The sequence below is a fragment of the Microbulbifer flavimaris genome (assembly GCF_001641755.2).
GTDB lineage: Bacteria > Pseudomonadota > Gammaproteobacteria > Pseudomonadales > Cellvibrionaceae > Microbulbifer > Microbulbifer flavimaris.
Genome location: NZ_LRFG02000002.1, coordinates 740,994 through 765,605, shown reverse-complemented (window position 1 = coordinate 765,605; position 24,612 = coordinate 740,994). Strand labels below are relative to the sequence as shown.

Genomic DNA, 24,612 nt, shown 5'->3' with positions numbered 1-24,612 from the left:
CAGCCTTCTGGAAGTTGCTATGAAGAAATATGTACTAGAAATCCTGATGTTCACCGCCTACGCGCTGTTCGCGGCGTCGTGGGTGTCCGGTGCCATCCTGACCCCTAGCGTGCAGGCTTCGTTTGGCGAGGCCGGCCTGGCCAACGCCACCTGGGGCAGTAACGTCATCACCATCGCCAAGATTGTCGGCAACCTCGCCGCCGCCATGCTGCTGGTGCGCCTGGGTGTAAAGCGGGCCTTTACCATCGCAGTGCTGCTCATCGCAGCGGGCGGCGTGGGTGCGCTGGCCGGCGATTACATCGGCTGGCTCTGGTCGCGCCTGGCCCTCGGGCTCGGCGGTGCGCTGGCGATCGTCTACTTCAATCCGGTGGTGCTGCATTATTTTGCTGCCGAAGAGCGCCCGCTGATCAATGGCGTCAATGCCGCAGCTTTCAATACCGGTAACCTGATCGCCCTGCTTTCCACCGGCGCCCTGGCCGCCTGGATGGGCAGCTGGCAGTCCGTAGTGGCGCTCTATGGCGTCATGGTGGTGGCGCTGGCCGTTCTGTGGTGGCTGTCTGCAGAGGACTTTTCCCTGTCCGGTGCTGCCAACCAGGGCCAGCCGGAGGAGAAATACGGCCTGCGCGAGGGCATTCGTGAAGGCTTCAACTGGTGGCTGCCGCTCGCCTATTGCGGTGTGCTTTTCTGCTACATCGCGGTGTTTGCCCTCTTCCCGCTGATCGACGGTTTTGCGGTGGCCAGTAACCACCTGTCGGCCGTGATGATTGCCGCCGGTATGGTGGGCACCGTGGCCGGTATCATGGTTACCCGCCGCTACCCCCTGCGTCTGCCGGTGCTGCGCTACGCCGGCCTGGCGCTGGTGATCTTCGCGGCAATGATGGTGCTGAGCCGCAACCCGGTGATTGCTTACACGGCGGCAGCGCTTGCAGGCTTCTTCATGTTCCTGCCCATGACTGCACTGGTGACCCTGCCGCAAGAGCTGCCAGGTATGACTCCCGGTCGGATCACGGTGACTTTTGCCATGTTCTGGTCCATTTCTTACGGCGTCGAGACAGTGCTGATGTACGGTGCCGGATTGATGGCAGACATGACTGGGGAGCCGGCGCTGGCGGCCTACTTCGCTGTGGCCTGCTCCGCCTCCCTGTTTGTATTTTCCTTCATGCTGCCGGAGAGCGGCAAAAAGCCCGAGAGCGATGTGAAAGAGGAATCGGACAATGCAGAAAGCGCGACAGCTTAATCCGGCACTGGCTGAATGGCTGGAAAACATCAATGCCATGGTGGCCCAGCTGAAGGCCGCCGGCTTTGAGCCTACGCCCACCAACGCCCGTGAGAGCCTCGCCAACCTGACCCGGGGCTTTGTCGAGGCGGGCCCGGAAATGCCGGCAGTCGACACCACTGTGCCCGGCAGCCGCTACGCCGTGCCGGTGCGTATTTATCGCCCGGAAGAAAACGATGGTGGCCCGGCGATCATCTATGCCCACGGCGGTGGCCATATGGCCGGCAGTGTGACGGTCTACGACCCGATTTGCCGTCGTATCGCGCAGCACTGCAAGCGCACGGTCATCTCTGTGGACTACCGGCTCGCCCCGGAAAACCCTTACCCGGCTGGGCTTGAGGACCTGCTGGCGGTAGTGCGCGGTATTGGTCCGGCACTGGATCGCAAGGGCATTGAACATGGTGGCCGCTGGATCCTGATGGGGGATTCCGGTGGCGGCGCCCTCTGTGCCAGTGCCAGCACACTGCTGCAGCACGAATGCCACAATATCGTGGCCCAGGTGCTGGTGTACCCGAGTCTCGACTACACCATGCAGCTGCCGTCCATCGACGAGAATGGCCGCGGTTACCTGCTGGAAAAAGAAAAGATTGGCTGGTACTTCAACAATTATTTCCAGGGGGTGGAGAACCGCCGTGCCTGTTCCCCACTGTACGGCGAGTTCACTTCGAACCTGCCGAGGACACTGATGGTAACAGCGGAATTCTGCCCGCTGCGGGACGAGGGCCTCGCCTACCTTGAGAAGCTCAAGGACGCAGGAGTGGACTCAGAATTGCTGCACTTCGATCAGCAGATCCATGCGTTCCTGAACCTGGAGTCTATGGTGACGGCGGACTGTGAGCGTTTCTACCGTCACACCGCGGAGTTCGTGCGCGGACTCGCAGATTAACAGGCCATCATTTCGCTGCCGGTGACGTCTGTCACCGGTGGCTGCTGTCCCCTCCTGTTCTCTCTGTTTTCTCTCTGTTCTCTTTGCTCTCTCTGATTTCCCTGCCTAGCCCCTGCCGGGCCAGTTCTTCACACCGGTTGCTGAAAGCGCCGGGTCCGGTTCAGGTATCGCCCGGCTATGACCAAGGTATGAGTTTCAGCGTCGTACTGTTGCCGTAACATGAATACTGATTCAGGTTTCAATAGTCGCAGGTGAGCGCTCCATGACGAGCCCAGATTCCCCCTCCTCCATCGTCGGTACCGCCCCCGGGTTGCCCAAAACCGCCCGTGGCGAACGGACCCGCACGCGCATTCTCAAAGCGGCGGAAGAGACGTTTGGCACGCTCGGCTATCACCGCGCGGGTATCGCCGATATCACCCGGGCTGCCGGTGTGGCTTCCGGTACCTTTTATACCTACTTCTCCAGCAAAGAGCAGACCCTGCGCGAACTGGTGCAGGAGATGGGGCGCCGCCTGCGTGCGCACCTGGAGCGGGAAACGGCCGACGCAGGGGATCGCCTGGAGGCGGAGGAAAAAGGCTTGCGTGCTTTTCTCCAGTATCTGCGTGACAACCCCGCGCTGTACCGGGTGCTGCAGGAGGCGCAGTTTGTCGATGAGTCCATCTACCGCCGTTATTACGAGTCCTTTGGCGAGCGCTACGTGCGAATGCTGGCCCGTGCCACTGACAGGGGGGAAATTCGCTCCGGAAACGATGAGGTGCGGGTCTGGGCATTGATGGGAATATCAAATTTTATCGGCCTGCGTTACGCCCTGTGGGAAACGGAAATGGATTTTGACGATATCGTGGCGACGGTTTCGGATCTGTTGCGCAACGGTCTGGCGGCAGGTGGAGGCAGGGAAAAATCTTGAAAAACGCAAGCGTGCTCTACCAGCTGCAGGATGGGGTCGCCACCATCACGCTCAATCGCCCCGGGCGCCACAACGCCCTGGTGCCGGTATTGCTGGACGAACTGCGCGAGGCGCTGGCCCGTTGCCGACAGGATTGCCCCGGGGCACTGGTGCTGCGCGCAGAGGGCCGATCCTTCTCCAGTGGCGGTGATGTAGCAGCTTTTTACGAGCTGGCTCGAGGGGAGCGCCGTGCCTATGCCAGGCGGCTTGTCGGGGCGCTCAATGAGGCGATGCTCGACCTGCTGCGCCTGCCTTTGCCCTCGTTGGCGGCGGTACACGGCATGGTCACCGGCGGCTCGGCTGGACTGGTGCTCGCCTGTGATATTGCCGTGGCCGGTCCCAGCACGCATTTCGCCCCCTGGTATACCGCCGTTGGTTTCAGTCCGGATGGTGGCTGGAGCGCAATGATGCCGGAGCGAATCGGTCGCGGTCGTGCACTGGACGTGCAACTCACCAACCGCCGCATCGATGCCAGGGAGGCTCTGGAACTCGGGCTGGTCCAGTACCTGGAGGAAGACGGCGATGTATCGGGCAAAGCCATGCAGCTGGCGCGCCGGCTGCGTGACGTCAGTGGTGGCAGCGTCCGCAATACCCTGGCGCTCACGCGCCCCGATGTGAATCGGGTGGCCCCGGCGCTGGAGGCCGAACTGCGACACTTTCTGGAATTGATCGATGGCGATGAAGCGGATCGGGGCATGGCAGCCTTTCTCGACCGCGATTAATGGCAATCATTGCCCGGGGTGTACTTGCGGTGAGCCCGGGCAGATAACAATAACGGAGATACCTATGGAAATGTTCGACTTGCTCGCCCAGCGTGCGCGGGTAACACCGGACCGACCGGCACTCGAGGACCTCGACAGCGGTGAGTGCTATGACTACCGCCAGCTGAATGAGCGCGCCGCACGCCTGGCGGCAGCCGCGCGCGAGCACTGGGGCCTGCAGGAGGGCGACCGCCTCGCCTACCTCGGCCACAGCCGTGCGGAATTTTTTGCGATGTTATTTGGCTGTGCAAAGGCCGGCCTGATCCTGGTGCCGCTCAACTGGCGCCTGGCGCAGCCGGAACTGGAAGTGCTGCTGGATGACTGTGACCCCCGTGCGCTGATCTTCGGCGGGGAGTTTGCCGAGGTCGCGGCCAGCCTCGGTAAACGCTGGGATACGATAACCCTGGTGGCCCTGGATGGTGTCGGTGCGGGGCAGCGCGATTACCACAGCGATCTGGCCAACAGCTCGCCTGACCTGAATCCACATGCGGAGAAAAACCCGGATACGCCGTGGTACCTGCTGTATACCTCTGGCACGACCGGACGCCCGAAGGGGGTGATTCAGACGTTTCGGATGATGCTGGCAAACCACCTGAACGTTGGCCTCGCGGTCAACCTGACCGGTGATGACGTACTGCTGAACGTACTTCCCCTGTTCCACACCGCGGGCATCAACCTGTATTCGTCAGCGGTATTTTTGGTGGGCGGCTGCGTGCTGGTATCGCGCAGCTTCAATCCGGACCAGGCGCTGCAGGTGCTGCAGGACCGGGCGACCATCTTTTTCGGCGTACCGGCCGTGTATCGGGCACTGCTGGATCATCCGCGATTCGATGGCGCGCGGCTCAAGCGGGTGCGCTCCTGGGGCTGTGGCGGTGCACCGCTGTCGCTGCCGGTCGCAAAGCGCTATGCCGATGAGGGTATTCGGGTTCGCACCGGTATGGGCATGACCGAAACCGGCCCGACTGTATTTTTGCTCGATGAAGAGCTGGTAATCGACAAGATAGGCTCCGTGGGTCGGCCGCAGTTACTCACCGAGGTACGCATCGTCGATCGACATGGTCGCGATGTCCCCGATGGCGAGCCGGGCGAGTTACTGATCCGCGGCCCGAATGTCACACCGGGTTACTGGAACCGGCCAGATGCCACTGCGGAAGCAATCCGGGCCGATGGCTGGCTGCACAGCGGTGACGTGGCCCGCTGTGACGAGGATGGGTGCTACTACATCGTCGATCGCTGGAAAGACATGTACATTTCCGGCGGGGAGAATGTCTATCCGGCCGAGGTGGAGCAGGTGCTGGAGCAGCACCCGGCCATTGCCGAGGTCGCCGTGGTTGGTATGCCCGACGAGCGCTGGGGTGAAGTCGGCAAGGCATACTTCGGTGTGAAATCCGGAGCGCAGGCACCGGTGGACGACGAGCTGCGGGCGTTCTGTCGGGCACGCCTGGCAGGTTACAAGGTCCCCAAAGCGTTCGAGGCGCTCACCGCCTTGCCCCGCAATGCCCTGGGTAAAGTGATCAAACAGGAGTTACGTGATGACGCTGCAGGACATTAAGGAAATAAGCACCGGGGGGCAGCGGGTGATCCGCCAGCAGTTCTCCCTGGGCCAGGAAGATTTCAACCGCTTTGCCGACCTGAGCGGCGACCACAATCCCATCCACGTGGACCCGGCTTACGCCGCCGGTACCCGTTTCGGTGCCACTGTCTCGCACGGCATGTTGCTGTTCAGTGTCCTGCGCGGTGTGATCGAGGACCATTATCCCGGATCACGACTGGTAAACCAGGACCTCAAGTTTCCCGCACCCACCTATACCGACGAGCTGTTTACGGTGACCCTGGTGGAGGAAGCGGTAACCGATAGCGGCGTCGAGCTGACCACGACCGTAGTCAAAGCGGATGGGCAACGGGGCCTTGAAGGTCGCTGCCAGCTGGCGTTGGCCGGGGAGGGTAAAGCATGAGTGAGAGCCAGATGAGCCTGCCGCGCTTCAATAAGCTTCGTACAGGGGACAGCGCTTCGGTGAGTCGCCGGTTTGGTCGCGAGGCACTTAACGAATGGTGCCGGCTGGCCAGTATTGAAAGCGAGTGGCCAGAAGTGCCCGAGCCGCTGATTGCCGGGCTCTTTTCCTACCTGCTTGGTGAGGAGTTGCCGGGGCACGGCACCAACTACCTGAAACAGCATATGCAGTTTCACCAGCCGGCCCGGGTCGACGAGCCGCTCACAGCGACGGTAACCGTGACCCGGCTGCGCCCCGACAAGGCGCTGGTCAATCTGGAAACCCGCTGTATTGGTGAAGGTGGGCGTTTGATCTGTGAAGGCGACGCGCTGGTGCTGTTTCAGTGCTGAAACCAGCGCAGGGACATTGGTCATTGGTGATTGAAAGGAGAGTGCGGGACTTGCCTGCCGCAATAACATTGCGGGTGTGAGCTGCGGTCAAATTGCAGCGGTTCAGAGCTGCGTTAGCGCCTGGGCCTCGCGGATCAGCTGCTTGCGGTCACGGAGCTCCAGCTTGCGCAGGATCGCGGTGACATGGCTCTTGACTGTGGGTTCGGTGATATCCAGCTCGAAGGCAATCTGTTTATTCAGCAGGCCCTGGGCAATCATCTGGAAGATGCGCAACTGCTGGGGCGTGAGTCTCGCCAGGCGTTCGGCCAGCTCGCTCTCGCCCTCCTCTTCCATTGCTTCCGCGCTGAAGTATTCCTCGCCAGCCAGAACCTGTTGAATGCAGTCGATGATCTCCTCGGGGCGCGCAGTCTTGGAGAGAAAGCCGCTGGCCCCAAAACCCGCGGCCTGGCGGATAACGCTGTTCTTGTCGCTGCCAGAGACCACAACCACTGGCACTGTGGGAAAACCGTTACGAATCTGCGCCAGGCCGTTAAAGCCCTCGCTGCCGGGCATATTCAGGTCCAGAAGCAGCAAATCAACTTCGGTTTCATTGAGGCGGGAGAGGGTGGATTCCAGGTCTTCGCTCTGGAGAAGCTCGCATTCGGGCAGCTTGGCACTGACCGTCGTGGCCAGTGCATCGCGGTAGAGAGGGTGATCGTCGGCAATCAGCAGTTTGTAATTCACGGCGCGCTTCTGGAGTGATGAATGGGCGCCGGCGGTGCCGGCTGCCCATCATGCTACTGCGCGGTCCAGCCTCCGTCCACTGGCATTGAGGCGCCGGTGATGGTGGCGGCATGCTCGCCGCAGAGGAAGTGCACCAGGGAGCCAATTGCATCGGGCTTGGTGGGCTTTGCCAGGGGCTGCTTGGCGCCGATCAGGCGGGTGCGGGCCTGGTCCAGGTCGACGGATTCTTCCTGCGCGATGCGTTCGATCTGTGGTTGGATCAGCGGCGTCTCCACCCAGCCCGGGCAGATGGCATTTACGGTCACACCGCAATCGGCGTTTTCCAGGGCCAGGACTTTCGTCAGCCCGATCAGGCCATGTTTTGCTGCACAGTAAGCCGCCTTGTTTTCCGAGGCGACCAGTCCATGCACGGAGGAAATATTGATGATCCTGCCCCAGCCACTTTCACGCATGTCTGGCAGGAGCTCGCGACTGAGGAAGAAAGCGGAGCTCAGGTTGATGGACAGGATGCGTTGCCACTGGTCTGCGGGAAACTCATGGGCCGGGGCCGTGAACTGCACTCCCGCGTTGTTGACCAGCACGGCAGGATGTCCCAGCGCCTCACGGCTGTCTGCCACCAGCTGGATGCAGCCCTCTTCGCTGCTGATATCGGCGCTGCTGAAGCCACATTTAACGCGATAGCGCTCCTGAAACTCCTCCACCAGCGCGGATCCCTCGCTGGCGGAAGCGAGCCCGTGAAGCATGACTGGATACCCCGCCTCAGCCATTCTTCTGGCAATGGCGAGCCCGATACCACTTGTGGATCCGGTCACCAGGATGGCTTGATCTGAATTCCGCTGCACTTGCACCCCCCGCGGCTACTGTGAATGCTCCGCACCAGGGGCGCGGAGCTTCCTTGCTCATTTTTTCAAAATCCTAGCAGTGGTGGCGGGGGCGGTCTGTATGACCAAGGTATGAAGCAGCTACATCCTGTCTAAAGCTATGGCTTCAGCGCCGCGGGCGATGCGCACCGCCATGGCTCGGGCGATGTGCCGGCCGGCCCGGTCGATAACTCGGGCGGCTGTGGTAGCGGTGATGGCCGCGATAGTGACGATGACCACGATAGTGGTGGTGGCGATAATAGTGGCGATACCGGGGATGGTGCCGATAGCGATAATAGCGCGGCGAAGAATAATAGAGGTGGACGCTACTTGAGGGATAGGCGTAGGGCCGTGAGTAGTACGGGTAGCTGGAATAGTAGCTTCCACCCGAATAGTAACCGTCGGAAGCGCAGGCCCCGAGGGTCAGTGCGGTACAGACCGTTGTGGCGATCAGCCCGGTCTTCAGGATTCTGTTCATGATGTCGTCTCCGGTTGGTAACTCCTCGGATCACGGCATTCCCTGCGTCACAAAGGTGTCGCTTGCCTCGGGGTTAGCTGAGCGCGGAAAGGCACTCAGCGGGGTCTGGGTCTGGCCGGTAGCGGCCGGGGCCTGACATGGTGATGGGGTGGTCGGTGGTGATGTGGCGGCCGGTGGTGGAAATGGCCCGGACGCGGACGATAAACGCCGCCGATGAAGTAATAATTCGCGTGGCGGGCGTTGTGGCAGACCCCACCCGGATGGCAGTGGTAGTAGCGACCGTCGACTCGATAGTAACCACTGCTGGAACCGGATGAATAACCCGAGTCGGCGCAGCCTGATGCGGCCAATACAGCGACAAGAGCGAATGTGGAGCCTACTCCCCACGGTTTGCGGGGCAACGGATTCATAAGCGACCTCCACGCCTTCTGGCGGGTACAGCGTCTACTTTTCAGATTAGCAGCTATGGCGCAAATTTCCTCATTGAGGCCACTTTGAGAGGCGACATATGGAAATTCGCAGCCAGGACAGGCGGGAATATTAAGGTGGGGGGGAGTGGGCTCCCACCCCGCCTGGCAGCGGGGTGGAAGTTGGCGATTACTCCGCCGCGTCGACCGAGTTGGTCGCGATGATGTTGGATTGCTCCAGGGCCTCGGACAGCCCCGGTACAAAATTGGCACCGTGCACAACCTGTATGCTGGAACCTTTCAGGTCGTCACCGATGGGCTGGTAGCGTCCGCCCAGGCAGTCAGCCAGAAACGCTTCGGAAGCCGCAAAAAACGAGAGGCGGTTCTCGGGTTTCTGGAAGCCGTGACCTTCATCCGGGTAGAGAATGTAAGTCACCGGGATTTCCCGCTTCTCCATCGCCGCAACAATCTGGTCGGACTCGGCCTGTTTAACCCGGGGATCGTTGGCGCCCTGGCCAATCAGCAACGGCTTGACGATCTTGTCCACGCGGTTGAGTGGGGAGCGCTCCTCAAGCATTTTTTTGCCCTGCTCGGTTTCCGGGTTGCCCACCGCAGCATGTAGCGTATTGCGGAAACTTTCCCAGTAAGGCGGAACGGAACCAAGGAGGGTGTTCAGGTTTGAAGGGCCGACAATATCCACGCCACAGGCAAACCGCTCCGGGGTGAAGGTCAACCCGACCAGTGTCGCGTAGCCCCCGTAGCTGCCACCCATGATGGCGACATCTTGCGGCGAGGTAATGCCCTCGGCGACGGCCCAGTCGACAGCATCGATCAGGTCGTCGTGCATGGCGCCAGCCCACTCGCCATTACCGGCATTGATGAATGCCTTACCGAACCCGGTGGAGGCCCGGAAGTTGACCTGGAGAACTGCATAGCCGCGATTGGCCAGCCACTGTGCCTGGGAATTGAACCCGTAGCTGTCCCGTGCCCAGGGCCCGCCATGCACCAGCATTACCATTGGTACGGGTTCCTGAACAGAGCCTTGTTGGTCAAGGCCAGTTGGCAGTGTCAGGTAGGAGACCAGTTCTTTGCCATCCCGGGCGGGAATGACCTGCGGATACATCTTCGCCAGCGGGAGTGAGTCAAGTTTTGGTTGGGTGGCAAAGAGCGTGGACAGTGTGTCAGTGCGGGTATCAAACACCTGGTACTTGGGTGAGGCATCGGAACGGTTGCTGTAAAGCACCCACTGGCTGGCATCCAGCGTCGAGCCAAGAATAGAGAAATCCCCTTCCACCTGGCCTTTCAAGCTGGCGAAATCATCCATATAGGATCCGTCGAGGGGAATCCATTCGTTGGTTTTGTACTCCACGGTATACGCAATGGGCGTATGCTTGCGGGGGTGCATCAGCACGCTGGCAATGTCCGCTTTTTCCGACTCGGCCAGCAGGATCGAGTGGCTGTTATCCAGCGTGTGATGGACCAGTGCCGCCTTGTCCCGGCCGCGACTATCGAGCATGTAGAAGCCATCGTTATCGGCGTCAAAACCGAGGATCTGTGTGGTGAGCGTGTCCTTGAACCCGACTTCGAAAACCTCCAGCCAGTCCTCCTCTGCATACTCGAAAACCCGGTAGCCCCCGCTGGAAGTGGCCTCTGTCGCCAACCTCAGCTTCAGGTCATGATCGAAGTAAAAGCTGCCGAATCCCTCATTCTCAAGCAGCAACTCACGCTTGCCAGTGCTCAGGCTGACCTTGTACAGGTCGTGCCAGCGCGGATCGCGATCATTCATTCCGACGATGACGATGCCGGGGTGAGACTCGCTCTGCGCAATCATCTGGGCCTGCACACCCTCGTAGGGCGACAGGTCGGTAATTTTCTTGCTATTCAGGTCGATGGCATAAAGGTGCCAGTTTTCATCACCATTCTCGTCGCGAATATAGAGCAGGTGACTGCTGTCTTTCGACCAGAAGTGGCTCGGAATACCGCGGCCCTTGTCTCTGGTGACTGGCTCGGCTGCATCGATATCGCCAGCGGGCGCAACCCAGAGATTCATGACGCCATCCAGCGGGGCGCGGAAGCTCATCATGGTGCCGTCTGGACTCAGGCGGCCCTGGTAACGGCTTGGGTTGCCAAATAGCACTTCACGATCGATCAATTGGATCTCATCTGTTGACGCCTTCGATGGCGCGGCAGCTTTCTCAGTACTGGCTTCCTTGTCTGGCGCACAGGCTGAAATCAACAGGGCAAGGGAGACCGCCCCCAGAACCTCCAGTGAACTCTTTATTGTCGTCTGCATTGTGAATTCCTTTGTGATTGTGCTGAACCTCCTGTTACTGCGAAGCCAGCATTGCACAAGCCGATGACCCCGCAAAGCGCTGCCAGCGCGGGGAGGAAGATCCGTGGCGTCGATTTGTTTGTTTTGAGGAAATAAAAAAGGCGCCGGATGAAACCGACGCCTTATGGCAGGGCAAAAGAAAATAGTACGCTGATGTTCAGCTGCCGCTTGGCAGAAGTCCTGTATCCAAAAACGGCAGATAGACGGCGCTGGCCAGTAGCTGCTTGGCCTCTTCGATATCCGGGGCGAAGTAGCGGTCCTTATCGTAAAACGGCACACGCTCCCGCAGTTTGCCTTTGGCTTTCTCCAGTTTTTCCGTGCTCTTCAGCGGCGCGCGGAAATCCAGTCCCTGGCAGGCGGCCAGCAATTCCACCGCGAGAATACCGCAGGTATTGTCGGCCATATCCCGCAGGCGGCGGCCGGCGAATGTGGCCATGGAGACATGGTCTTCCTGATTCGCGCTGGTGGGCAATGAGTCCACGCTGGCCGGATGCGCCAGCGATTTGTTTTCACTGGCGAGTGCGGCAGACGTCACCTGCGCAATCATGAAACCGGAATTCACTCCGCCGTTTTCCACCAGGAATGGCGGCAGGCCGGACAGGTTGGTGTCGATCAGCAATGCCATGCGGCGTTCGGACAGCGAGCCGATTTCCGCCAGAGCCAGGGCGAGGTTGTCGGCCACCATGGCGACTGGTTCCGCGTGGAAGTTGCCCCCGGAAATGATGTCGGAATTTTCCGGGTTTTCCGCGTCGGTAAACACCAGCGGGTTATCTGAAACCCCGTTCGCTTCCGCCAGCAGCACTTCTGCGGCGAAGCGGATCTGCTGAAGGCAGGCACCCATCACCTGGGGCTGGCAGCGCAGGGAATAGGGGTCCTGTACTTTTTCGCAGAACTGATGTGATTCACCGATCTGGCTCTTGTCCTCCAGCAGGTCACGGTAGCTTGCCGCTACTTCCCGCTGGGCCTTCTGGCCGCGCACCGCGTGGATGCGATCGTCAAACGGGCGGCGGGAGCCCTTGGCGGCCTCGAGGGTCAGCGCGCCGGTCACCACGGCGCCGGCAAAAAGGTCCTCGGCGGAGAAAAGCCCCAGCAGGGCAAATGCCGTGGAAGCCTGGGTGCCATTCAGCAGCGCCAGCCCTTCTTTAGGCGCCAGCACAATGGGTTCCAGGCCGGCTTTCTTCAGTCCCTCACTCGCGGGCTTGCGCTCGCCATCAATAAAGACCTCGCCCTCGCCCAGGAGTACGACGCTCATGTGCGCCAGTGGGGCCAGGTCACCGGAGGCGCCGACGGAACCCTTCTCCGGGATTGCCGGGAAGACACCGGCATTGACCAGTTGCATCAATGCCTCGATAACCTGCGGGCGCACGCCGGAAAATCCACGGGCGAGGGAGTTGATTTTCAGCACCATCAGCAAGCGCACCGTCGCCTCACTCATAAAGGCGCCGGTGCCAGCGGCGTGACTCAGCACGATGGCCCGCTGCAGGTTCTCCAGGTCATTTTTTTCGATACGGGTGTTGGCCAGCAGACCAAAACCGGTATTGATACCGTAGACGGTGCGACCCTCACTCAGGACCTGGGCGACGGTTCTCGCGGAGGCCTCGATGGCCGGGTAGGCATCTTTCGCCAGCGAGAGTTGAACCGGTTCGCGTGCCACGCGGCGCAGTTCTGCCAGGCCCAGCTGGCCCGGGTTGATTTCCAGCTTGTACATAAAACTTTTCACCGAAAAAATTTTAGGTTTTTCGTCACGCCGGCGCAGGCCAGCGCCCAGTGTCGGAGCGCGTTAGTTTCGTCGGGCTCTCCTGCTGGACCCCGGATCAAGTCCGGCATGACGCAGTAAGTAATTGGGTTGCCGGGTATTAGTCCTTCAGCATCGGCAGGTCGAGCCCCTGCTCCCGTGCACAGTTTTTGGCAATGTCATAGCCCGCGTCCGCATGGCGCATCACCCCGGTGGCCGGGTCGTTCCACAGCACACGCTCGATGCGCTTCTTCGCCGCCTCGGTTCCGTCGCAGACGATGACCACGCCGGAGTGCTGGCTGAAGCCCATACCCACGCCGCCGCCGTGGTGCAGGGATACCCAGGTGGCACCGGAAGCGGTGTTGAGCAGGGCATTCAATAGCGGCCAGTCGGAAACCGCGTCGGAGCCGTCCATCATCGCTTCGGTCTCCCGGTTGGGGCTGGCCACGGATCCGCTGTCCAGATGGTCGCGGCCGATAACCACCGGCGCTTCCAGTTCGCCACTGGCGACCATCTCGTTAAACGCCAGCGCCAGGCGGGCGCGGTCTTTCAGACCAACCCAGCAGATGCGTGCGGGCAGGCCCTGAAACTGAATGCGTTCGCGGGCCATGTCGAGCCAGTTGTGCAGTTGCGGGTTGTCCGGAATCAGCTCCTTCACTTTGGCGTCTGTTTTGTAAATGTCCTCCGGATTGCCGGACAGGGCGGCCCAGCGGAAGGGGCCGATACCCTCGCAAAACAGCGGGCGAATATAGGCGGGTACAAATCCGGGGAAGTCGAAGGCGTTCTTTACGCCCTCCTCAAAGGCCATCTGGCGGATGTTGTTGCCGTAATCGAGGGTGGCGGCGCCGCGCTCCTGCAGATCCAGCATGGCCTGTACCTGGATGGCCATGGATTTTTTGGCTTCCTTGACCACCAGCGCTTCGTCCCGTTTGCGCATCTCGGCGGCCTGCTCCATGGTCCAGCCCTTGGGCAGATAGCCGTTCAGGGGGTCATGGGCGGAGGTCTGGTCGGTGACCACATCCGGCTGGATACCGCGCTCGACGATCTCGGGGAAGACGTCGGCAGCGTTGCCGAGCAGGCCGACGGAAACGGCTTCGCCCTTTTCCTTGGCTGCATTGATGATCTCCAGCGCCTCGTCGAGGCTGGTGGCTTTTTTGTCCACGTAACCGGTGCGAAGGCGGAAGTCGATGCGGGTTTCGTCACACTCCACCGCAATCATGCAGAAGCCGGCCATGGTCGCTGCCAGCGGCTGGGCACCACCCATGCCACCGAGGCCGCCGGTGAGAACCCATTTCCCTCTTGCTCCGCTTCCGCTTGGGGCCTCGCCATCGAAGTGCTTGCGGGCTACTGCGGCAAAGGTTTCGTAGGTGCCCTGCACGATGCCCTGGGAGCCAATGTAGATCCAGGAGCCGGCGGTCATCTGGCCGTACATCGCCAGGCCTTTCTTATCCAGCTCGTTGAAGTGTTCCCAGTTAGCCCAGTGCGGCACCAGGTTGGAGTTGGCAATCAACACACGCGGCGCATCGGCATGGGTCTTGAACACGCCCACCGGCTTACCGGATTGCACCAGCAGGGTTTCGTCGTCCTCCAGGCGCTTCAGCACCTCGACGATTTTGTCGTAGCACTCCCAGTCCCGTGCGGCACGGCCGATACCGCCGTAAACCACCAGGTCCTCCGGGCGCTCCGCCACATCGGGATGCAGGTTGTTCATCAGCATGCGCAGCGGGGCCTCGGTGAGCCAGCTCTTGGCGTTCAGCTCGGTGCCGGTGGGTGCCGCAATCTTGCGGCTGGGGTCGTGGCGTTTATCGGTTGTCATGGTTCACCTCGCGGAAAAGTTCGGTTGTCGTCCTGTCGCTCTGCTGTCATCTGCAGCAGCGCTATGAATCATCAGAATCTCAGTTGGGCACCGAGACGGTAGCGGTTGCCCGGGTGTACGAGGCGGGCAAAACTCACCACGCCGGCGCTACTCATGGTGCGCCGCCAGATCTGCAGGCAGGCATCACCGGCTGTGATCTCCAGTGCGCGGGCGATCTCCTCGTCGGCGGCAATGGCTTCTACTGTGGTGTCCACTTCTGTGAGGGGGGCCACGGCAGAAAGGTAGGCGTTGGGCGTTGAGACGGAGAAGTCTTGCTGCAGGTACTGCGGTGCCAGGGCGGGATTGGTAAAGCGCTCCTCCCACTGAATCGGCACGTCGTTATCGCAGTGCACGATGCGCGAGTGAAACACGGGTGCAGTCTCCGCCAGACCCAGGGCGAGGGCCACGGCTGCCGATGCGGCGGTTTCCTCCAGGCGCTGGATGCGGCTGCTGTAGCTGTGGCCGCGGGCCGAGACTTCATCGGCAATGTTGCGGATTTCCATCAGTGAGCCCGCCGGCCTGGGTTCGGCGACAAAGGTGCCCAGCCCCTGGGAGCGCACCAGCACGCCTTCATCGGTGAGTTCGCTCAGTGCCCGGCGTGCGGTCATACGGCTCACCTGGAACTCCTCGGCCAGCTGGTTCTCCGACGGCACGCGGGTATGGGGTTGCCAGTCGCCCGCCTCGATACGGTCGCGGATATGGCTCTTGATGGCCGCATAGCGGGGCTGGTTGCCCTGGTTCACCGGTTCTCTTGCAGTATTCATGGACTTCGGTACAGTCTCGTCTTGGCTTGTATATGCTTGTATATACAAATAGTGCGGCTACTATGTTGTCCGGGTCCGCTGCTGTCAAGATTGTCGGCGGACCGCAGTAGGCACAGGTGTCCGCTGTGTCGCCCCTATTGGTAGGGCCCGGCGATCGGGATCGCCAGCCCGTCCGCACTCGATAATTCCGCTCGGCCCCGGGGCGAGCGTCTATGGTTAGAAAAAGGAAAACCGCGCCGCCCTGATGCCTGCGGGCTGCTTGTGCGAAAGCGCCGGGAAAAGAGAGCCAATGACTGAACGCTGTGACCTGCTGATTACCAATGCCAATGCCGCCACCATGGATCCCTCGATCCCCGGGGGCTATGGGGCGATTGAGGATGTGGCTATCGCTGTGACCGGTGGCCGCATTGTCTGGATCGGCCCCCGTAATGAGCTGCCGGACTGTGCCGCTGACGACGTGGTGGACGGCGAGGGCTGCTGGATCACCCCGGGCCTGGTCGACTGCCACACCCATCTGGTTTACGGCGGTCACCGTGCCTCTGAATTCGCCCGGCGCCTCGGCGGTGAGAGCTACGAGGAAGTGGCCCGCGCGGGCGGCGGTATCCTGTCCACGGTGCGGGCGACCCGGGCGGCCAGTGCCGAGGATTTGTACCGGGCGGCAGAGCCGCGGCTTCAGGCCCTGCTGTCCGAGGGCGTGACCACTGTGGAGATCAAGTCCGGTTACGGTCTCGAGCTGGACACGGAGCTCAAGCAACTGCGCACCGCGCGCCGCCTGGCCCAGCACTATCCGGTAGACATCGTCACCACCTGTCTCGCCGCCCATGCCCTGCCGCCGGAATACGACGGCCGCGCGGATGAATATATCGACCTGGTCTGCGAAGAGATCCTGCCGGCAGTAGCCAAAGAGCAGCTGGCGGATGCGGTGGATATGTTTTGCGAATCCATCGCGTTTTCCGTCGACCAGTGCCAGCGTGTGATCAACTGTGCGAAGGAGCTGGAGCTTCCGGTGAAAGCTCACGCGGAACAGCTGAGCCAGAGCGGCGCCACCGCCATGGCAGCCAATGCCGGTGCCCTGTCGGTGGATCACGTGGAATACATCAACAATATGGATGTGGCGGCCATGGCCGAGAATGGCACCGTGGCAGTGCTGTTGCCCGGCGCTTTCTATACCCTCAAGGAGACCCGGGTCCCGCCGGTGGAATCCCTGCGGGCTTCCGGCGTGTGCATGGCGCTGTCCACGGACCTGAACCCGGGCAGCTGTCCGATTGCTTCGCTGCGCCTGATGATGAATATGGGTTGCAACCTGTTTGGCCTCACACCTGCCGAGGCGCTGGCAGGTGTCACCCGCTCTGCCGCCCGGGCCCTGGGCCTGTGCTGTTCCCGCGGCGTTTTGAGGGCGGGACTGCGGGCAGATATGGTGCTCTGGCCCATGGACACCCCGGACCAGCTGGCCTACGAATTCGGTGCCCTGAAACCGGCCAAGATTTACTTTGGAGGCAGAAATGTTACAGCTGGCTGATATGCGCCTGTGGAGCGGTCGCACCGATCGCGAGGACGGCAAGGCCGGCGAGCGCTGGCACCAGCGCATCACGCCGTTGCAGCTGGACAGCGCGCCGGGCCTGGCGATTCTGGGGTTTGCCTCGGACGAGGGTGTGCGCCGCAACAAGGGGCGCATCGGTGCCGCCAAGGGGCCACGCATCCTGCGCATGGCCATGGCCAACCTGCCCGCCACCTTCGATACGCCGCTGTACGACGCCGGTAATGTGCGGGTGGAAAAGGAGGACCTGGAATCGGCCCAGTCACTGCTCGGCGCACGAATTACCGAGCTGCTAAGCGACGGTCACTTCCCGCTGGTGCTGGGTGGCGGCCACGAGATCGCCTTCGGCAGCTACCAGGGCATCGCCCGCTGGATGCGCGAGCAGCAGCGGGAGAAAACCCTCGGCATCATCAATTTTGATGCGCACCTGGATCTCCGGCTGCCAAAACCCAAGGGTTCCTCTGGCACGCCGTTTTACCAGATCGCCGAGCAGTGCGAGATCAATGGCAAGCCGTTCAATTACCTCTGTGTGGGCGCTTCCGATGCCGCCAATACGCCAGCGCTCTACAATCGCGCTGATGAGTTGGGGGTGAAGGTGATCCGCGATCGGGAAATCACTCCCTGGGCGCTGGACCAGTCCCGCCAGCGAATCGCGGAATTCATCGACAGTGTGGATTTTGTCTACCTCACCATCTGTCTCGATGTATTCCCGGCGGCGGTGATGCCCGCCGTCAGTGCCCCGGCTGCCCGCGGTGTGCCGCTGGAGCTGTTCGAACCCCTGCTCGACACGGTGCTGGAGTCTGGCAAGGTCTGCCTGGCGGATATGGCCGAATTCAACCCGTACTTCGATATCGAAGATCACGCCGCGCGTACCGCGGCGCGTATCGGCTTCCAGGTGGCCAACGGGGTAGTGGGCCACTGAGCCCCGGCCGGGCACCGGGGCCTGCTCATCGTGCAGGCCTTGCTCCGGCTACTCCGGTTTCCTCAAGTGTCGATATGTAATCGCACATCCACATTGTTGCGGGTGGCGTTGGAGTAGGGGCACACCTCCTCGTGGGCGCGGTTTGCGACTTTCTCGGCGTCGACCTTGTCCATACCCGGCAGCTTGATGTGCAGGTCGATATCGAGACCGAAGCCCTTGTCCTGGGGGCCGATGCCCACCTCCGCACGGACACTGGCCTCCTCGGGTACCTCGAGGTTTTCCTTATCGGCGACGAATTTCATCGCGCCAATAAAGCAGGCCGCGTAACCGGCGGCGAACATCTGTTCCGGGTTGGTGCCCTTGCCGCCATCGCCGCCCATTTCCTCGGGCACACTGAGGTCTACCTCCAGCCTGCCGTCATCAGTCCTGGCCTTGCCGTCCCGGCCTCCGCTGGCCGTTGCGAATGCCGTGTATAGCGTTTTCATATCTCTCCTTGTCATCCTCGCTAAATCGAGGGAAAAGTGTAGCCGAGGTCAAGCCGCACGAGCTGACTGGTAATTGCGCATGCTGTGGGGTGTCATTAGAGTGGCAGGAAGAATAATGAAAAAAGGTACCGAAATGCCTGATCGGGACGCAGCTAACAATGTATCGATGCGCCGCCCGCACACTCGTGTGGGCAAACGCTACCGCGCCAATCGCCTGGATGGCCCTTATGACGCCATCGTGATCGGTTCCGGCATCGGCGGCCTGACGACGGCCGCCCTGCTCAGTGCTGGGGGTAAGAAAGTCCTGGTGCTGGAGCAGCACTATACCGCCGGAGGCATGACCCACGCCTACGAGCGCAAAGGCTACGAGTGGGACGTGGGGGTGCATTATATCGGCGATGTGGGCGGCCACCCCACCATGACCCGCAAGCTGTTCGACTTCCTTTCCGCCGGGCAGCTGCAGTGGGCACCGATGGACAGCACCTACGACCGCATCTGTTTGGGTAATGAGCAATTCGACCTGCGGGCGGGCCGCGAGGCGTTTATTGCCGGGCTGCTGGAGCACTTCCCCGGTGAGAAGCAAACCCTTGAACGGTATCTCGAGCGTGTTTCCGCCGTTGGCAAGGCCATGCGGTTTTTGACGCTGGAGAAAATATTGCCAGGGTGGTGCGCACGCTTGCTATCGCTGTGGAAAAAATCACAGTTACCGGATTATCTCAACAAGACCACCTACGAGGTGCTGCGGGAGCTGACCGACAACGAAAAGCTGATCGCCGTACTCACTGGGCAGTGGGGTGACAATGGCATGCCACCCAAAGAGGGCAGCTTTATCATTCACGCCCTGATCGTCAAACACTACCTGTACGGCGGCTATTATCCGGTCGGTGGTGCCAGTGAGATGGCTGCGACCATCATTCCACAGATACAGGTGGCAGGTGGCGAAGTCTTTACCTATGCCGAAGTGGAAACCATCCTGATGGATGGGCAGCGCGCCTGTGGCGTGCGGATGAAAGACGGCACGGAAATCCGGTCTCCCGTCGTTATTTCCAATGCAGGTGTGTTCAATACCTTTGAAAAACTTCTTCCCGAGAGCGCTACGGAGCAGGCCGGCTATCACCGTGACCTGGAGACAGTAAAGCCCTCGATGTCGCACCTTTGCCTGTACATTGGGCTACAGGACACAGCCGAAGACCTGGGGCTCCCGAGAACCAATTACTGGGTCTACCCGAGTGCGGACTACAGTGGTGATGTCGAGAAGTTCCTCAGCGATTCCGAACAGGAGGTTCCGCTGGTCTATATCTCCTTCCCATCGGCCAAGGACCCATCGTTTAGCGAGCGCTACCCTGGGCGCGCCACCATCGAAATTGTCGCTCCCGGCCCCTATGAGTGGTTCGCACAGTGGCAGGACAAGACCTGGGGTAAGAGGGGTGATGATTACGAAGCGCTCAAGGAGCGATTCAGCCAGCGGCTGCTGGAGCACCTGTACCACCACTTCCCACAGCTGCGGGGGAAGATCGGCTACTACGAACTGTCCACGCCCCTGTCGACGAAACATTTCTGTTTCTATGAGCACGGTGAGATCTACGGCCTCGATCACGACCCGTCGCGTTTCAGCCAGAAATGGTTGCGACCGAAGACGCGAGTCAAAGGGCTCTATTTAACCGGGCAGGACATCATGAGCTGCGGTGTGGCCGGAGCCATGTACGGCGGGGTTGTGACAGCACAGGCGGTACTGGGCTGGCGCAAGGGTGCAAGAGTGTTGCGGAGGGTGTTTTCCCGTAACGGTGCAGGCTCCACCGACCAAGGGTCCCTGAAGCGGCGGCGGGAAGCGTCCACTCCAGCGTGAATTCGATTATGATGCGCCACCTGTCTCAGCCGGCAGTCGTTTTGCGACCGTGCTGGCGTGTTATCAGGATGACTCTGGCATAACGAGGGCTGATCTTTTGTGGGGTATCCATGTTCGGTGAAAAGGTAAAAGTCTACTTTGATAAGGCGGTCGATATCGTCTTCGGTATTATCCTGGTTTTTATCATGCTTGGCATCGCCATCGGTGCCTTGCAGCTTTTCGTGACTTCCTGGCAGTTGCTGGCGTTCGAGGGAATTACGGGTCATTACATTGATATTATTGCCGATGTGCTGACCTTGTACGTGCTGATTGAATTATCCAGGTCGCTAGTCGAATACTTCAATTCGCATAAATTGCGCCTCACCTTCATTATCGACGCGGCTATCGTGTTCATTCTGCGGGAAATACTGATCCTGCTCTTCAAGCATGAAATTAAAGCCGAGATGATTTATGCCTTTTCCGCCCTGATCTTTGTGCTTGGCGCGCTGCGCATTGCCTCGATCGTGGTTTACAACCGCGAGAAAATGATTGCTCATTGAGATGGGTCGGTGTGAAACCCAGAGTGACGCTTGACGATGAGGTGATGCGGCAGGTCATCAATGTATTGTTGTTGGTGGATCCCATACAGGGGCATTTCTCGCGTAGATGGCGCTTATTTTGGTGGCATTTGTGGCGGGTTTGGTTCTGTTGAATAGAGAGCGTTTGATGCTTGCGGCCGTGGTGTCCTCGCTGCCGATGATGAATGGCGGTGCAATTGTATTGATGGCTCGATGGCTCTGAGTTGGGCAATCAATGCAAGTGCAGCACTTGAGTTATGTTTGGCCGCTGGGCCTGGTGGAAAGGTAGGAAATGTATATTCCGGAGTGTTTTGTTGTCCGTGATGACGAGGAAATATTCTCCTTCATCGAAAGGAATGGTTTTGGCCAGCTTGTATCCGCGGTGGCAGGACGGATGGCATCGACGCATATGCCGTTTCTCCTCTCGGAAGATCGTGCAACTCTTACCGGGCATCTGGCAAGGTGCAATCCCCAGTGCCAAGAGTTGGACGGCCAGGAAGTTCTCATCACAATGTTGGGTGCCCACGGCTATGTCTCCCCAAGTTGGTACGGGAAGGCGGGCGTACCGACCTGGAATTACCAGTCTGTGCACATCTATGGCACTTGCCGTGTGTTTGACTGCCAAGAGCGACTCGAGGGCGTCGTGAATGCGCTTTCCCGGCATTTTGAAGCCAGTGTCGGGCAGTCCTGGCAGGGGCAGTTCGATGGAGCCATGCTCAGGGCCATCATCGGTGTTGAGATCAAGGTTGCTGAAGTCCAGTGCCAGTATAAACTGAGCCAGGACCGCTCCGAGGAGGACAGGCAAGGCGTGATCTCGGGCTTGAGGGCCGCGGGTACTGTGCAGTTGGCCGAAACAATGGAGAAATACGATGTTTAGTCATGTAATGATTGGCGCAAATGATATCGAGGAATCGAAGAAGTTCTACGATGCGATCCTGGCAACCCTGGGCTACAAGCCCGGTGTCATCGATGAGAAGGGCCGCTGCTTTTACTTTGGTAACGGTGGTATTTTTGCGCTGACCAAGCCGATTGATGGCATGCCGGCTTCCCACGGCAACGGCACCACCATTGGCTTCGCGGCGGAGAACCCGGAGGCAGCAGATGCCTGGCATGAAGCCGGGCTGGCCAACGGCGGCACTACCTGTGAAGATCCGCCCGGAGTGCGCGAGGGGTCTGGTATGAAGCTGTACCTCGCTTATTTGCGTGATCCCGCGGGTAACAAGATCTGTGCCATGCACCGGGTATCCTGAATTCCGGTCGGCAGTCGCCGGGAAAAAAAAGGGCGATCAAATGATCGCCCTTTTGATTTTTGCCAGTTCTATTTTTTGTTTTTCATCGCCGCCATCAGCAGATCGCCCATGCTGCCCTGGCTCTTGCCGCCACCCTGTTGCTGGCGGTTGCGATTGTTGTGGCGGCTGGCCTGGCGGCTCTCGCGGTGATCGCCTTTCTTGACGCCGCCGCTGCCCTGTTCTCCGGGCTCATCGGAAAGGCGCATTGAAAGGCCGATGCGCTTGCGCGCCACGTCCACTTCCATCACCTTCACCTTGACGATATCACCGGCCTTGATGACTTCGTGCGGGTCTTTGACGAATTTGTCGGACAGTGCCGAGATGTGTACCAGGCCGTCCTGATGTACACCGATATCCACAAAAGCGCCAAAGTTGGTGACGTTGGTGGCTGTGCCCTCGAGGATCATACCGGGGCGCAGATCCTTGATCTCTTCAACGCCTTCCTCAAACTTGGCGGTGCGGAATTCCGGGCGGGGGTCGCGACCGGGTTTCTCCAGTTCCGCGATGATATCGGTGACCGTCGGCACACCGAATTTTTCATCGGTGTAATCCTCCGGGTTCAGCTTGCGCAGAAATCCGGAATCGCCGATCAGGCTGTTGATCTCGCGGCCGTTCTTCTCGGCGATGCGTTTGACCACCACGTAGGCCTCCGGGTGGACTCCGGATTTATCCAGCGGGTTCTCGCCATTGTTGATGCGCAGGAAGCCCGCCGCCTGTTCGAATGCCTTGGGGCCGAGCCGCGGCACCTCCTTCAGCTGGGAGCGGCTCTTGAAAGCGCCGTTCTGGTCGCGATAGGTGACGATATTGTTGGCGATGGACGCACTGAGGCCGGACACGCGGGACAGCAGCGGTGCAGAGGCGGAGTTCAGCTCGGCGCCGACGCCGTTCACACAGTCTTCCACCACCGCATCCAGTGAGCGCGCCAGCTGGGTCTGGGACACGTCGTGCTGGTACTGGCCCACACCAATGGACTTGGGCTCGATCTTCACCAGCTCCGCCAGCGGGTCCTGCAGGCGGCGGGCGATAGAGATGGCACCGCGGATGGTCACGTCCAGGTCCGGGAATTCCCGCGCGGCGAATTCCGAGGCGGAATAGACCGAGGCACCGGCCTCGTTCACCATCACCTTCTGCGCAGAGAGTTTGTACTGCTTGATGGTCTCGCCGACGAACTTGTCGGTCTCGCGGCTGGCGGTGCCGTTGCCGATCGCGATCAGGCCCACGTTGTACTTGTTGCACAGGGCGGCGATGACCGCGGCGGATTCCTGCAGGCGGTTTTGCGGCGGATTGGGGAAGATAGCGGTGTGATCCAGCATTTTGCCGGTGGCATCCACCACCGCCACTTTCACCCCGGTGCGCAGGCCAGGATCCAGGCCGATGGTGGCCTTCTGCCCCGCCGGCGCAGCCAGAAGCAGGTCTTTGAGGTTGCGGGAGAAGACCTTGATCGCCTCTTCCTCTGCTTTCTCGCGCAGCTCGCCCATCAGGTCCGTTTCCAGGGTGGTGAGCAGCTTGATACGCCAGGTCCAGCGGACCACCTCACCCAGCCACTTGTCCGCGGGGCGGCCCTGGTCGCTGATGTCGAACTGCTTGGCGATCATGCCCTCGCAGGGGTGCCCCGCGGTGGCGGGACGCTCTTCATCGCCCTCGAGGCCGATACTGATGGCCAGTACTCCTTCGTTGCGGCCGCGGAAGATTGCCAGCGCGCGGTGCGAGGGCACTTTGGCCCAGTCTTCGGCGTACTCGAAATAGTCGCGGAACTTGGCGCCTTCCTCTTCCTTGCCGTCGAGCACCCTGGACTTCACCTGGCCGTCGCGCTTGAGGAAATCGCGCAGCTTGCCCAGCAGCTCGGCATCCTCGGCAAAGCGCTCCATCAGGATGAACTTGGCACCATCGAGGGCGGCCTTGATGTCCTTCACGTGCAGGGAGGCGTCTTCGTTGTCAGTGTTCAGGTACTGCTGTGCCTCCTCTTCCGGGTTCAGCCCCGGGTTGGCGAAGAGGGCGTCGGCCAGTGGCTCCAGGCCGGCCTCGATAGCGATCTGGCCTTTGGTGCGGCGCTTGGGCTTGTAGGGCAGATAGAGGTCTTCCAGCCGGTTCTTGGTATCTGCTGCCTGAATCTGTTCTGCCAGTTCCGGCGTAAGTTTGCTCTGATCATCGATGCTTTTGAGGATGGTGGCGCGGCGTTCTTCCAGCTCGCGCAGGTAGCGCAGGCGCTCTTCCAGGGTCCGCAGCTGCGTGTCGTCCAGGGCGCCGGTCACTTCCTTCCGGTAGCGGGCGATAAACGGGACTGTGGAGCCCTCGTCCAGCAGGGCGACGGTGGCGGCTACTTGCTGCGGGCGTACGTTGAGTTCTTCGGCGATTCGGGCGTTGATATCCAGCATCTTATTTTCTACATCCGTTCTGCTGAGAGTACTTCTCGGACCGGTAGCTGTGGATGGCGCTACCGGCAAATTCAGGAGCGGCATTATGCGGGAGCCGGGCGCTGCGAGAAAGGTTTGCGGCGAACCGCAATCCGCTGCGACGACCTGCAGCTGAAAGCGGTTCTTTTGTCGTCGAAGTCCAGTAGAATGCGCAACTAGTCAAAATTTGATCACTTATGGGTCCGCTTCTGGATTGAG

At 60.5% G+C, this 24,612-nt stretch carries 22 protein-coding genes; 13 read left to right on the top strand and 9 right to left on the bottom strand.

Annotated features, from left to right (window positions below; translation table 11 throughout):
• Positions 1-19: 19 nt before the first annotated feature.
• From AWR36_RS08110 to AWR36_RS08080, 7 genes are all read left to right on the top strand, one after another.
• Positions 20-1,237 carry an MFS transporter gene (locus AWR36_RS08110; protein ID WP_067083529.1) on the top strand — a complete coding sequence of 406 codons (1,218 nt, stop codon included), beginning with the start codon at positions 20-22 and terminating at the stop codon, positions 1,235-1,237.
• Positions 1,215-2,162, top strand: a complete 948-nt coding sequence (locus AWR36_RS08105; RefSeq protein ID WP_067083527.1) for an alpha/beta hydrolase — start codon at positions 1,215-1,217, stop codon at positions 2,160-2,162. The genes AWR36_RS08110 and AWR36_RS08105 overlap by 23 nt, the downstream gene beginning before the upstream one ends.
• A gap of 262 nt (positions 2,163-2,424) precedes the next feature.
• The gene (locus tag AWR36_RS08100; protein WP_067083524.1) at positions 2,425-3,069 is read left to right on the top strand and encodes a TetR/AcrR family transcriptional regulator; all 645 of its coding nucleotides are present in this window, start codon (positions 2,425-2,427) and stop codon (positions 3,067-3,069) included.
• The gene (locus tag AWR36_RS08095; RefSeq protein WP_067083522.1) at positions 3,066-3,830 is read left to right on the top strand and encodes an enoyl-CoA hydratase/isomerase family protein; all 765 of its coding nucleotides are present in this window, start codon (positions 3,066-3,068) and stop codon (positions 3,828-3,830) included. Before AWR36_RS08100 ends, AWR36_RS08095 begins: the two co-directional genes overlap by 4 nt.
• A 64-nt stretch (positions 3,831-3,894) precedes the next feature.
• Positions 3,895-5,421 carry an acyl-CoA synthetase gene (locus AWR36_RS08090; RefSeq protein ID WP_067083520.1) on the top strand — a complete coding sequence of 509 codons (1,527 nt, stop codon included), beginning with the start codon at positions 3,895-3,897 and terminating at the stop codon, positions 5,419-5,421.
• Positions 5,402-5,824 (top strand): MaoC family dehydratase, encoded by a 423-nt coding sequence (locus AWR36_RS08085; protein WP_067083518.1) that lies wholly within the window; start codon positions 5,402-5,404, stop codon positions 5,822-5,824. Before AWR36_RS08090 ends, AWR36_RS08085 begins: the two co-directional genes overlap by 20 nt.
• Positions 5,821-6,210 (top strand): hotdog family protein, encoded by a 390-nt coding sequence (locus AWR36_RS08080; RefSeq protein ID WP_067083513.1) that lies wholly within the window; start codon positions 5,821-5,823, stop codon positions 6,208-6,210. Before AWR36_RS08085 ends, AWR36_RS08080 begins: the two co-directional genes overlap by 4 nt.
• Positions 6,211-6,312: 102 nt before the next feature.
• Here AWR36_RS08080 and AWR36_RS08075 read toward each other — a convergent pair whose 3' ends face one another.
• The 7 genes from AWR36_RS08075 to hutC all read right to left on the bottom strand — a co-directional run bounded on the left by AWR36_RS08075 (position 6,313) and on the right by hutC (position 15,364).
• Positions 6,313-6,933, bottom strand: coding sequence for a response regulator (locus tag AWR36_RS08075; RefSeq protein ID WP_067083511.1), 621 nt, complete (start codon positions 6,931-6,933; stop codon positions 6,313-6,315).
• Positions 6,934-6,986: 53 nt separating this feature from the next.
• Positions 6,987-7,775, bottom strand: a complete 789-nt coding sequence (locus tag AWR36_RS08070; RefSeq protein WP_197409249.1) for a 3-hydroxybutyrate dehydrogenase — start codon at positions 7,773-7,775, stop codon at positions 6,987-6,989.
• A gap of 145 nt (positions 7,776-7,920) precedes the next feature.
• Complete coding sequence (locus tag AWR36_RS16100; protein ID WP_141398496.1) at positions 7,921-8,271, bottom strand: hypothetical protein; 351 nt, start codon at positions 8,269-8,271, stop codon at positions 7,921-7,923.
• Between the two features lie 597 nt (positions 8,272-8,868).
• Entirely contained in the window at positions 8,869-10,971 is a 2,103-nt protein-coding gene (locus AWR36_RS08060; RefSeq protein WP_067083507.1) for a S9 family peptidase, read from the bottom strand.
• Between the two features lie 196 nt (positions 10,972-11,167).
• Positions 11,168-12,718: a histidine ammonia-lyase gene (hutH, locus tag AWR36_RS08055; RefSeq protein ID WP_067083504.1), complete on the bottom strand. Its 1,551-nt coding sequence runs from the start codon at positions 12,716-12,718 to the stop codon at positions 11,168-11,170.
• A 148-nt stretch (positions 12,719-12,866) separates the two neighbouring features.
• Positions 12,867-14,561 carry a urocanate hydratase gene (hutU, locus tag AWR36_RS08050; protein WP_067083502.1) on the bottom strand — a complete coding sequence of 565 codons (1,695 nt, stop codon included), beginning with the start codon at positions 14,559-14,561 and terminating at the stop codon, positions 12,867-12,869.
• A 71-nt stretch (positions 14,562-14,632) separates the two neighbouring features.
• Positions 14,633-15,364, bottom strand: a complete 732-nt coding sequence (hutC, locus tag AWR36_RS08045; protein ID WP_067083499.1) for a histidine utilization repressor — start codon at positions 15,362-15,364, stop codon at positions 14,633-14,635.
• A gap of 289 nt (positions 15,365-15,653) precedes the next feature.
• Here hutC and hutI point away from each other — a divergent pair, with 289 nt between their 5' ends.
• Positions 15,654-16,883 (top strand): imidazolonepropionase, encoded by a 1,230-nt coding sequence (gene hutI / locus AWR36_RS08040; protein ID WP_067083497.1) that lies wholly within the window; start codon positions 15,654-15,656, stop codon positions 16,881-16,883.
• Complete coding sequence (hutG, locus tag AWR36_RS08035) at positions 16,867-17,823, top strand: formimidoylglutamase (protein WP_067083494.1); 957 nt, start codon at positions 16,867-16,869, stop codon at positions 17,821-17,823. The genes hutI and hutG overlap by 17 nt, the downstream gene beginning before the upstream one ends.
• A 62-nt stretch (positions 17,824-17,885) precedes the next feature.
• On the opposite strand, the gene AWR36_RS08030 is transcribed toward hutG, so the two are convergent.
• The gene (locus tag AWR36_RS08030; RefSeq protein ID WP_067083492.1) at positions 17,886-18,308 is read right to left on the bottom strand and encodes an organic hydroperoxide resistance protein; all 423 of its coding nucleotides are present in this window, start codon (positions 18,306-18,308) and stop codon (positions 17,886-17,888) included.
• A gap of 115 nt (positions 18,309-18,423) precedes the next feature.
• Here AWR36_RS08030 and AWR36_RS08025 point away from each other — a divergent pair, with 115 nt between their 5' ends.
• From AWR36_RS08025 to AWR36_RS08010, 4 genes are all read left to right on the top strand, one after another.
• Positions 18,424-20,154: a phytoene desaturase family protein gene (locus tag AWR36_RS08025; RefSeq protein ID WP_096866626.1), complete on the top strand. Its 1,731-nt coding sequence runs from the start codon at positions 18,424-18,426 to the stop codon at positions 20,152-20,154.
• Between the two features lie 110 nt (positions 20,155-20,264).
• The gene (locus AWR36_RS08020) at positions 20,265-20,693 is read left to right on the top strand and encodes a phosphate-starvation-inducible PsiE family protein (protein WP_067083489.1); all 429 of its coding nucleotides are present in this window, start codon (positions 20,265-20,267) and stop codon (positions 20,691-20,693) included.
• A 310-nt stretch (positions 20,694-21,003) separates the two neighbouring features.
• Positions 21,004-21,588: an FMN-binding negative transcriptional regulator gene (locus AWR36_RS08015; RefSeq protein WP_067083486.1), complete on the top strand. Its 585-nt coding sequence runs from the start codon at positions 21,004-21,006 to the stop codon at positions 21,586-21,588.
• Entirely contained in the window at positions 21,581-21,961 is a 381-nt protein-coding gene (locus AWR36_RS08010) for a VOC family protein (RefSeq protein ID WP_067083484.1), read from the top strand. Before AWR36_RS08015 ends, AWR36_RS08010 begins: the two co-directional genes overlap by 8 nt.
• Before the next feature lie 68 nt (positions 21,962-22,029).
• Here the strand turns inward: AWR36_RS08010 and AWR36_RS08005 are convergent, their stop codons facing one another.
• A complete protein-coding gene (locus AWR36_RS08005) occupies positions 22,030-24,375 on the bottom strand; it encodes a Tex family protein (RefSeq protein ID WP_067083481.1) in 2,346 nt (781 codons plus the stop codon).
• Positions 24,376-24,612: the final 237 nt, after the last annotated feature.